12 protein-coding genes are annotated in these 9,253 nt (G+C 55.7%); 5 read left to right on the top strand and 7 right to left on the bottom strand.

Annotated features, from left to right (window positions below; all coding sequences use genetic code 11):
* Window positions 1-12: 12 nt before the first annotated feature.
* The gene (gene smg / locus EDY99_RS19445) at window positions 13-486 is read right to left on the bottom strand and encodes a DUF494 family protein Smg (protein ID WP_025160381.1); all 474 of its coding nucleotides are present in this window, start codon (window positions 484-486) and stop codon (window positions 13-15) included.
* The gene (dprA, locus tag EDY99_RS19450) at window positions 458-1,579 is read right to left on the bottom strand and encodes a DNA-protecting protein DprA (protein ID WP_060660184.1); all 1,122 of its coding nucleotides are present in this window, start codon (window positions 1,577-1,579) and stop codon (window positions 458-460) included. Before dprA ends, smg begins: the two co-directional genes overlap by 29 nt.
* Window positions 1,580-1,712: 133 nt before the next feature.
* Between dprA and def the strand changes: the two genes are divergently transcribed.
* The 5 genes from def (at window position 1,713) to mscL (ending at window position 6,530) form a co-directional block, all read left to right on the top strand.
* Window positions 1,713-2,222, top strand: coding sequence for a peptide deformylase (gene def, locus EDY99_RS19455; RefSeq protein WP_015379260.1), 510 nt, complete (start codon window positions 1,713-1,715; stop codon window positions 2,220-2,222).
* Window positions 2,223-2,239: 17 nt separating this feature from the next.
* Window positions 2,240-3,184 (top strand): methionyl-tRNA formyltransferase, encoded by a 945-nt coding sequence (gene fmt, locus EDY99_RS19460; protein ID WP_033645239.1) that lies wholly within the window; start codon window positions 2,240-2,242, stop codon window positions 3,182-3,184.
* Between the two features lie 72 nt (window positions 3,185-3,256).
* Complete coding sequence (gene rsmB, locus EDY99_RS19465; RefSeq protein ID WP_033645240.1) at window positions 3,257-4,546, top strand: 16S rRNA (cytosine(967)-C(5))-methyltransferase RsmB; 1,290 nt, start codon at window positions 3,257-3,259, stop codon at window positions 4,544-4,546.
* Window positions 4,547-4,599: 53 nt separating this feature from the next.
* On the top strand, window positions 4,600-5,976 hold the full coding sequence (gene trkA / locus EDY99_RS19470; protein WP_004929716.1) for a Trk system potassium transporter TrkA: 1,377 nt from the start codon (window positions 4,600-4,602) through the stop codon (window positions 5,974-5,976).
* Between the two features lie 137 nt (window positions 5,977-6,113).
* Window positions 6,114-6,530 (top strand): large-conductance mechanosensitive channel protein MscL, encoded by a 417-nt coding sequence (gene mscL / locus EDY99_RS19475; RefSeq protein ID WP_033645241.1) that lies wholly within the window; start codon window positions 6,114-6,116, stop codon window positions 6,528-6,530.
* A 58-nt stretch (window positions 6,531-6,588) separates the two neighbouring features.
* Here mscL and EDY99_RS19480 read toward each other — a convergent pair whose 3' ends face one another.
* The 5 genes from EDY99_RS19480 to rpoA form a co-directional block, all read right to left on the bottom strand.
* Window positions 6,589-6,795, bottom strand: a complete 207-nt coding sequence (locus tag EDY99_RS19480) for an alternative ribosome-rescue factor A (protein WP_004929720.1) — start codon at window positions 6,793-6,795, stop codon at window positions 6,589-6,591.
* 74 nt (window positions 6,796-6,869) lie between these two features.
* Window positions 6,870-7,301, bottom strand: coding sequence for a Zn(2+)-responsive transcriptional regulator (zntR, locus tag EDY99_RS19485; protein WP_016930321.1), 432 nt, complete (start codon window positions 7,299-7,301; stop codon window positions 6,870-6,872).
* A complete protein-coding gene (locus tag EDY99_RS19490) occupies window positions 7,301-7,675 on the bottom strand; it encodes a DUF1992 domain-containing protein (RefSeq protein WP_046687911.1) in 375 nt (124 codons plus the stop codon). The genes zntR and EDY99_RS19490 overlap by 1 nt, the downstream gene beginning before the upstream one ends.
* A 148-nt stretch (window positions 7,676-7,823) precedes the next feature.
* Window positions 7,824-8,213, bottom strand: a complete 390-nt coding sequence (gene rplQ, locus EDY99_RS19495; protein ID WP_004929726.1) for a 50S ribosomal protein L17 — start codon at window positions 8,211-8,213, stop codon at window positions 7,824-7,826.
* A 40-nt stretch (window positions 8,214-8,253) separates the two neighbouring features.
* On the bottom strand, window positions 8,254-9,243 hold the full coding sequence (rpoA, locus tag EDY99_RS19500; RefSeq protein ID WP_002919219.1) for a DNA-directed RNA polymerase subunit alpha: 990 nt from the start codon (window positions 9,241-9,243) through the stop codon (window positions 8,254-8,256).
* Window positions 9,244-9,253 lie beyond the last annotated feature (10 nt).

Genomic DNA, 9,253 nt, shown 5'->3' on the forward strand with positions numbered 1-9,253 from the left:
CGCGTTATCGGCTCAATGCAGATAACCTTCGTTCACTTCAAACAACAGTTCTTCCATTTGCTGATAGGCGCTTTCATATCCGGGGATATTAAACAGCACCATCAACACGACCCATTTCAGATCTTCGAGATCGAATTCCGCATTATCCAAAGCCATAACGCGGTCGATAACCATTTCACGGGTTTCGAGGTTCAATACCTGAATCTGTTCCAGGAACAGGAGAAAACCACGGCAGCCGGCGTCCAGACGTGCACCTTCTTCTTCGGTGTAGATCCGCATTGCCAGCGGATCGGCATCCATAAAGTAAGGGGCATTTTGACCCTCTTGCAGGTCAGCCAACTTCTCAAGCCAATTCAACGCGTTGTAGATATCATCCCGATGAAACCCCGCCTGAGCGAGATCATCGGTCAGTTGATCCTGATCGACGCGCATCTCTGGTTCATTGTGGATATAAGTTTCAAACAAGTACATGAGTACGTCGAACATGGCTTGCCCTCCTTATTCGGACATAGCCGCCGGGTACAGCTGCGATCCACCCTGCTAACTCCAGCTCAAGTAACTTGATTACCACCACTGGCACAGGTTGGCCGGCACGTTCAGCGACGACGTCAACAGGTGTCACCTCATCTCCTACGTTAGCCAACACATCGCCAAATGGCAATTCAACTTCAGCCTGCGACGCACAAATAGTTGTATTTTCGTTCAGTGACAGCCATTGAAGGCCGCTTCCCAGCAATTCGGCGATATCTTTCGGCCCGGTGACCAGATGCGCGCCCTGCTGGATTAACCAATGCGTCCCCTCACTCATCGGGTTTCCTAATGGCCCAGGCAAGGCGAACACCTCACGCCCCTGCTCCAACGCGTAGCGAGCCGTCACCAGGGTACCGCTGCGCAGCGAAGCTTCTATGACCAGAACCCCCAGGCTGAGACCGCTGATAATGCGGTTACGGCGTGGGAAATGGTCGGCCAGAGGCAAATCGGTGACTAAATGATCTGAAATCACGGCGCCGCCCTGCTCGACTATCTGCTCCGCGAGCCGGCGGTGCCGGCGCGGATAGATATTGCCCAGCCCGCTGCCCAACACCGCAATCGTGCAGCCATTAGCCGCCAGCGCCGCACGATGGCAAATGCCGTCGATGCCGATCGCCAAACCACTGGTGATGGTGAAACCGCAACGCGCCAACTCCTCGGCGAAATGGTTCGCCCAACGCTCGCCGTAATGGCTGAACTGCCGGCTGCCGACCATAGCGAGCTGAGGTTGCAACAGCACCCGAGGATCGCCCTTGATCAGCAGAAACAGCGGCGCGTCGTCGATCTGAGCCAGGTTTTCAGGATAGCCGGGCGCCCCATAGTTCAGCATACGGTGCGCCGGCTCCTCCAGCCAACGCAGGGTGGCCGCCAGATAGACGGGATCCACTCGGTTGAACTGTGCCTGCTGCCGTTCGTTCAATCCCAGCTCATGCAACACGCGGCGAGGCTCGCCACTCATTTGCGATAACTGTCGCACGAGCCGACTGGCCACGACGGTCTGTAGCCCCGTGACTCCCCGCATCCGTAAAGCGATCTCTTCCGGCCGCATCGTCTGTTCCCTCAGCAAAAACGGTGGTATTGCCAATCTGAGCAATTGGTGCGCAATGCTGTCAATCAGGTCGGGAAATGTCTAGAATAGAGGTTAAACCTCGTTCATTACTCGGATACAGATCTAAAGATATATGTCAGTCTTGCAGGTATTACATTTCCCAGACGAGCGTCTGCGCAAAGTCGCAGCGCCGGTAAAAGAAGTCAATGCAGATATCCAGCGCATCGTGGATGATATGTTTGAAACCATGTACGCAGAGGAAGGCATTGGCCTGGCTGCGACTCAGGTGGATATCCATCAGCGCATTATCGTGATCGACGTCTCCGAGAATCGCGATCAGCGCCTGGTGCTGATCAACCCGGAGCTGCTGGAAAAAAGCGGCGAAACCGGCATCGAGGAAGGCTGTCTTTCCATTCCCGAGCAGCGTGCGCTGGTGCCGCGCGCCGCGCAGGTGAAGATCCGCGCGCTGGATCGCGAAGGCAAACCTTTCGAGCTGGAAGCGGACGATCTGCTGGCGATCTGCATCCAGCACGAGATGGATCACCTGATGGGTAAACTGTTCGTCGATTACCTGTCGCCGCTCAAGCGTCAGCGCATTCGTCAGAAACTGGAAAAAATGGCCAAGCTTCAAGCCCGCGCCTAACCGATCAGGAAATCAACGTGTCTGACTCTTTACGGATTATTTTCGCCGGAACACCAGACTTCGCAGCGCGTCATCTTGACGCGCTGTTGTCATCTGAGCACCAGATTGTCGGCGTATTCACTCAACCCGACCGTCCGGCAGGCCGCGGCAACAAGCTAACGCCCAGCCCGGTCAAAATGCTGGCCGAACAACACCAATTGCCGGTATTTCAGCCTAAATCGCTGCGCCCTGAAGAGAACCAGCGTCTGGTGGCGGATCTCAACGCCGACGTGATGGTGGTGGTTGCCTACGGGTTGATTCTGCCGCAAGCGGTGCTGGATATGCCGCGTCTTGGCTGCATCAACGTACATGGTTCGCTGCTGCCCCGCTGGCGCGGCGCGGCGCCGATCCAGCGTTCGCTCTGGGCCGGTGACAGCGAAACCGGCGTGACCATCATGCAGATGGATGTCGGTCTCGATACCGGTGACATGATGCACAAAATCGCCTGCCCGATTGAGAGCAGCGATACCAGCGCCAGCCTCTACGACAAGCTGGCGCAGCTCGGCCCGCAGGGCATGCTGACGACGCTGCGCCAAATGGCCGACGGCAGCGCCACCCGCGAAGTGCAGGACGAGTCGCAGGTCACCTACGCCGAGAAGCTGAGCAAAGAAGAAGCTCGCCTGGATTGGACACTGTCCGCCGCACAGCTGGAGCGTTGCATCCGCGCCTTCAACCCTTGGCCGATAAGCTACTTCACCATCGATGAGCAACCGGTGAAAGTGTGGCAGGCCAGCGTAATGGCGGAAAGCGCCAACGCGGAGCCGGGCACCGTTGTCCATGCCGACAAGCACGGCATTCAGGTGGCGACCGCCGACGGTATCCTCAATCTGATCCAATTGCAGCCCGCCGGCAAGAAACCGATGTCGGCGCAAGACCTGTTAAATTCACGTCGTGAATGGTTTACCCCGGGTAACCGGCTGTAAGTCACCCCACTGCCCGGCCGTTCATCGCCGGGCCGTTATTTTCTTAATGCCGATCGTTATCAGCTTCAGCCTATGAAAAATAATTACAATCTCCGCAGCATCGCTGCCAAAGCCATCGGCCAGGTGCTGGATCAAGGGCAGTCACTGAGTACTGTTCTGCCGGCGCTGCAAACCTCCATCAGCGATAAAGACCGCGGGTTGCTGCAGGAACTGTGCTTCGGCACGTTACGCGTACTGCCGCAGCTCGAATGGTGCATTCAGCAATTAATGGCCAAACCGCTGACCGGCAAGCAACGTACACTTCACTATTTGCTGATGGTCGGCTTGTATCAGCTGCTGTATACCCGTATCCCGGCGCACGCCGTACTCGCAGAAACCGTGGAAGGTGCGGTGGCGCTGAAACGCCCACAGTTGAAAGGTTTGATTAACGGCGTCTTGCGGCAATTCCAGCGCCAGCAGGAAGAACTTCTGCAGCGCGCCGCCAACAATGACAGCCGCTACCTGCACCCGAGCTGGTTGCTGAAACGCATCCAACAGGCTTATCCCGCCAACTGGCAACAGATCGTCGACGCCAATAACCAGAAGCCGCCGATGTGGCTGCGCGTCAACCGCCTGCATCACACCCGTGAGGCTTACCTGCAGCTGCTGACCGACGCCGGCATCGCCGCGGAGCCTCATGCAGACTATGCCGACGCCGTGCGGTTGCTGGCACCTTGCGCCGTGACCGATCTGCCAGGGTTCGCCGACGGCTGGGTCACCGTGCAAGATGCCTCAGCCCAAGGCTGTGTTGATCTGTTGGATCCACAAGACGGTGAACAGATCCTCGATTTGTGCGCCGCGCCCGGCGGCAAAACCACGCATATTCTGGAAGCGGCGCCGAAAGCACAGGTTATGGCCGTCGATATCGACGAACAGCGTCTGGCGCGGGTGAAAGAAAACCTGCAGCGTCTGCGTTTGCACGCAGAGGTTAAACTGGGCGATGGCCGCACACCGCAGCAATGGTGCGGTGACAAGCAGTTCGACCGTATTCTGCTGGACGCGCCTTGTTCGGCCACCGGCGTGATCCGCCGTCATCCCGACATCAAATGGCTGCGCCGCGATCGCGACATCGCCGAACTCGCCGCCCTGCAGGCCGATATCCTGGAGGCCGTCTGGCCGCATCTGAAATCAGGCGGCGTGATGGTTTACGCAACCTGCTCTATTCTGCCGGATGAAAACAGTAGTCAGATCGCCGCGTTCTTGCAGCGCCATGCCGATGCCAAGCTGGTTGAAACCGGCGATGCGCAGCGGCCGGGACGGCAGAATATCCCGCATCCCGAGGACGGCGATGGCTTCTTTTACGCTAAGCTGATTAAAATGTAATTCTTCAGGGTGCCCACGCGCCCTAAGTCTTTCAGTGTGAAGCAGAGAACACGATGAAAATAATTATTCTTGGTGCCGGGCAGGTTGGCGGGACGCTGGCGGAAAACCTGGTAGGTGAAAACAACGATATCACCGTCGTCGATACCGACTCCGGCCGGTTGCGTCAGCTGCAGGATAAATTCGATCTGCGAGTGGTTCAGGGACATGGTTCTCACCCCCGGGTGCTGCGCGAAGCTGGCGCAGAAGATGCCGACATGCTGGTCGCCGTCACCAACTCCGACGAAACCAACATGATCGCCTGCCAGATCGCCTATTCTCTGTTTAATACCCCCAACCGTATCGCCCGTATCCGCGCGCCGGAATATATCCGCGAGTCGGAGAAACTGTTCCTGCCTGAAGCGGTGCCGATCGACCATCTGATTTCGCCGGAGCAGCTGGTCATCGACTATATCTACAAGCTGATTGAATACCCCGGCGCGCTGCAGGTGGTCAACTTCGCCGAAGGCAAGGTCAGCATCGCCGCGGTTAAAGCCTATTACGGCGGCCCGCTGGTCGGCAATGCGCTCTCTTCGATGCGCGAACACATGCCGCATATCGACACCCGCGTCGCCGCTATTTTCCGCCAGGATCGGCCGATCCGGCCGCAAGGCTCGACCATTATCGAAGCCGGTGATGAAGTGTTCTTCGTCGCCGCCTCACAGCACATCCGCGCGGTGATGAGCGAACTGCAACGGCTGGAAAAACCTTATAAGCGCATCATGATCGTCGGCGGCGGCAACGTCGGCGCCGGCCTGGCCGCCAAGCTGGAAAAAGACTACAACGTCAAACTGATCGAGCGGAATCAGCAACGTGCCGCCGAACTCGCCGAGCAACTGCACGATACCATCGTGTTCTACGGTGATGCCTCCGATCAGGAACTGCTGGCCGAAGAGCACGTCGAGCAGGTGGATGTCTTCATCGCTATCACCAACGACGATGAGGCCAACATCATGTCCGCCATGCTGGCTAAGCGCATGGGCGCCAAGAAGGTAATGGTATTGATCCAGCGCCGCGCCTATGTCGATCTGGTACAGGGCAGCGTGATCGATATCGCCATTTCACCACAACAGGCGACCATCTCCGCCCTGTTGGGGCATGTGCGCAAAGCGGATATCGTCAGCGTTTCGTCGCTGCGCCGCGGCGTGGCGGAAGCGATCGAAGCGATTGCCCACGGGGATGAAAGCACGTCCAAAGTGGTCGGCCGCATCGTCGAAGACATCAAGCTGCCGCCGGGTACCACCATCGGCGCGATCGTGCGTGGCGACGACGTGATCATTGCCAACGGCAACAGCAAAATCGAACAGGGCGATCACGTCATCATGTTTATTACCGACAAGAAATTCGTGCCGGACGTTGAACGCCTGTTCCAACCGAGCCCATTCTTCTTGTAGAACGAATTTATTTGGCTATGGTCTATAATCGCGTGGTTGTTCTCTGCCTTGGGAGGAGATAAAACTTCTCTCCTTTTGTGGCAAAGGGAAATTGCTTTGTTAAACTTGAGTTATTAATTCTGCAAGGGGTGCGTTCTATGAGTATGTTGAAAGAGTTTCGCGAATTTGCCATGCGTGGCAACGTGGTCGATCTGGCCGTCGGTGTGATTATCGGTGCCGCATTCGGCAAGATCGTTTCGTCCTTCGTGGCTGATATCATCATGCCACCGCTGGGCTTACTGATCGGCGGCGTCGACTTTAAACAGTTCCATCTGGTATTACGTGAAGCTCAGGGCGCCGTACCGGCGGTGGTAATGAACTACGGTTCATTCATCCAAACCGTATTTGACTTCGTGATTGTCGCCTTCGCCATCTTCCTGGCGATTAAATTGATGAACAAAATGCGACGCAAACAAGAAGAAGCTCCGGCAGCGCCGCCAGAACCTACTGCAGAAGAGAAACTGCTGACGGAAATCCGTGATTTGCTGAGCCATCAACAGCAGCCAAAACTGTAAGACAGCGTTTGGTTATGCCAATAAAAAGCCACCGGATGAAGGTGGCTTTTTTAATGCCTTAAAACCAGAAGGCCAGTGGTAAATTATCGTTTGATAGTTTGCCACTGGCCTCCCAGTTACCGCCTTTGTTGTGTTTTTCTTTACGCCGATAGCTGCCTTTGCCTTTCACATTCTTTTCTACCCGCTGACGGAATAGCGGGTCATGCAGCAGCGCCTCAATGGCGTTATCTTGAATCTGGCCTTTGGTGTGACGATATTTCGTCATGATAATGCTCCTGTAAAATATGAGGGATAAAACGGGGCGATAATACTGCCGGCGATATAAAAATTAAAGTGCCGTCAGCAACCTTTTTTGCCTTTGTCATCGCTGGCGCCCTGTTCCAAAGCTTCCAGGATCGAACAGTAGTTGCTGGTATGGGCGGTACCGCAGCAGGCGTCGCTCAGCCGTTTCAACGATTCACGCATCCGGGTCAGCTCCGCCAACTTGCTTTCCACTTCGCTCAGGCGCGCATCAACGATAGACTTCGATTCCTGGCAGGTGTGATGTTCCGGATCGACCCGGATCGACAGCAGCTCGGCGATCGTTTCCAGAGTAAAGCCCAACTGCTTGGCATAGCGGATAAAACGCAGCCGCTGCAGATCCTGCTCGGTGTACAGCCGATAACCGCCTTCAGTACGGACATTGTGATCCATCATGCCCTGCTTTTCATAGTAACGCACGGTATCCGGCGTCACTTCGGCAAGCTTGGCCAACTGACCTATCTTGAACATTACTTCTCCTCTCGGGTGAGTTTACCGTCCAGCGCACGCTGATATTCGCCATGCAAGAAGTCCGTGCTCATTCCAGCGTGACGCAACCGATGTTCCAGCAGCGCCATGCGCTTGCTGAGATCGACATAGTCCGGATGCTCACTGTTGATCCCTTGCAGTAAGTGAGCAACGGTTAATGCCTCTTTGCGATCTTCCAGCGCCGGCGGCAGATATCCGGCATTTTTCAGCAGGCGGTAACCGGCGCGTAGCTCAGCAGGCACCGCGCTGTCATCGTCCAGCACGAGCGGTTGTCCCTGGCCGGGCAGATTGTCGAACTCGCCTTTATTCTGGGCATCAAGGATATGACGTTCCGCCCATTGGTCGAGCAACCCCATAACAGACAGCCTCAGTGAACTTATTGAATGAGTCTAAGCATAACGGATAGGAGCGGGGATCTTAAGCTCGCCGGGGGAATTGAGCACATTTGGCTGGATTTGGACGTAAAAAAACCGGGCAAGCCCGGTTTTTTTACGCGTCTACAGATTACTCTGCAGTTGCTACTTCTGCTTGAGACTCAGCACGATCAACCAGCTCGATGTATGCCATCGGCGCGTTGTCGCCTGCGCGGAAGCCACACTTCAGAATGCGAGTGTAACCACCGGCACGGCTCGCGAAACGCGGGCCCAGCTCGTTAAACAGTTTTGCCACGATCTCGTTATCACGAGTACGGGCGAATGCCAGACGACGATTAGCTACGCTGTCGGTCTTGGCAAGAGTAATCAGCGGCTCAACAACGCGACGCAGCTCTTTTGCTTTTGGCAGGGTCGTCTTGATGATCTCATGACGAACCAAAGAGCCGGCCATGTTACGGAACATAGCCTGGCGATGGCTGCTGTTACGGTTCAGTTGACGACCACTCTTACGATGGCGCATGACCTTATCCTTCTCAGTAAAACCTTAACCTGTGATCCGGTTACTCGTCAGCAATGCTTGCCGGCGGCCAGTTTTCCAGGCGCATGCCCAGAGACAGACCACGTGAGGCCAGCACGTCTTTAATCTCGGTAAGAGATTTTTTACCCAGGTTTGGCGTTTTCAGCAACTCAACCTCGGTACGCTGTACCAGATCACCGATGTAGTGGATAGCTTCTGCCTTGAGGCAGTTAGCAGAGCGGACAGTCAATTCCAGATCGTCAACAGGGCGCAGCAAGATCGGATCGAATTCCGGTTTCTCTTCTTTAACTTCCGGCTGACGTACATCACGCAGGTCAACGAAAGCTTCAAGTTGTTCAGCCAGAATGGTGGCCGCACGGCGGATCGCCTCTTCAGGATCGATCGTGCCATTGGTCTCCATCTCGATGACCAGCTTATCCAAGTCAGTACGCTGTTCTACACGCGCAGCTTCAACATTGTAGGCGATACGCTCTACAGGGCTGTAGCAGGCGTCAACCAACAGACGACCGATTGGGCGCTCATCTTCTTCCGAATGAATTCGGGCAGAAGCCGGCACATAACCGCGACCGCGCTGAACTTTGATACGCATGCTGATAGCCGCGTTCTCATCAGTCAGGTGGCAGATCACGTGCTGAGGCTTGACGATTTCGACATCACCATCATGGGTGATGTCGGCAGCGGTCACAGGGCCAATGCCAGATTTATTCAGGGTAAGAATAACTTCGTCTTTGCCTTGAACTCTCACCGCCAGCCCTTTCAGGTTGAGCAGGATCTCCAGGATATCTTCCTGTACGCCTTCTTTGGTGCTGTACTCATGCAGTACACCATCAATCTCAACCTCGGTCACCGCGCAACCCGGCATAGATGAAAGCAGAATACGGCGCAGTGCGTTGCCAAGAGTATGGCCAAAGCCACGCTCTAAAGGCTCAAGGGTCACCTTGGCGTGCGTCGAACTGACTTGCTCGATATCTACCAGGCGCGGTTTTAGAAACTCTGTCACAGAACCCTGCATTGTGTCCTCT

It is taken from the genome of Serratia sp. LS-1 (genome assembly GCF_003719595.1).
GTDB classification, from domain to species: domain Bacteria; phylum Pseudomonadota; class Gammaproteobacteria; order Enterobacterales; family Enterobacteriaceae; genus Serratia; species Serratia ureilytica.

Bases quoted from the DNA above. Each gene is read 5' to 3' on its own strand.
- mscL (WP_033645241.1), top strand. From the start codon at position 6,114: ATGAGTATGTTGAAAGAGTTTCGCGAATTTGCCATGCGTGGCAACGTG.
- rpoA (WP_002919219.1), bottom strand. From the start codon at position 9,243: ATGCAGGGTTCTGTGACAGAGTTTCTAAAACCGCGCCTGGTAGATATC.
- trkA (WP_004929716.1), top strand. From the start codon at position 4,600: ATGAAAATAATTATTCTTGGTGCCGGGCAGGTTGGCGGGACGCTGGCG.
- dprA (WP_060660184.1), bottom strand. From the start codon at position 1,579: ATGCGGCCGGAAGAGATCGCTTTACGGATGCGGGGAGTCACGGGGCTA.
- zntR (WP_016930321.1), bottom strand. From the start codon at position 7,301: ATGTTCAAGATAGGTCAGTTGGCCAAGCTTGCCGAAGTGACGCCGGAT.
- smg (WP_025160381.1), bottom strand. From the start codon at position 486: ATGTTCGACGTACTCATGTACTTGTTTGAAACTTATATCCACAATGAA.
- rplQ (WP_004929726.1), bottom strand. From the start codon at position 8,213: ATGCGCCATCGTAAGAGTGGTCGTCAACTGAACCGTAACAGCAGCCAT.
- EDY99_RS19480 (WP_004929720.1), bottom strand. From the start codon at position 6,795: ATGACGAAATATCGTCACACCAAAGGCCAGATTCAAGATAACGCCATT.
- rsmB (WP_033645240.1), top strand. From the start codon at position 3,257: ATGAAAAATAATTACAATCTCCGCAGCATCGCTGCCAAAGCCATCGGC.
- def (WP_015379260.1), top strand. From the start codon at position 1,713: ATGTCAGTCTTGCAGGTATTACATTTCCCAGACGAGCGTCTGCGCAAA.
- EDY99_RS19490 (WP_046687911.1), bottom strand. From the start codon at position 7,675: ATGGGGTTGCTCGACCAATGGGCGGAACGTCATATCCTTGATGCCCAG.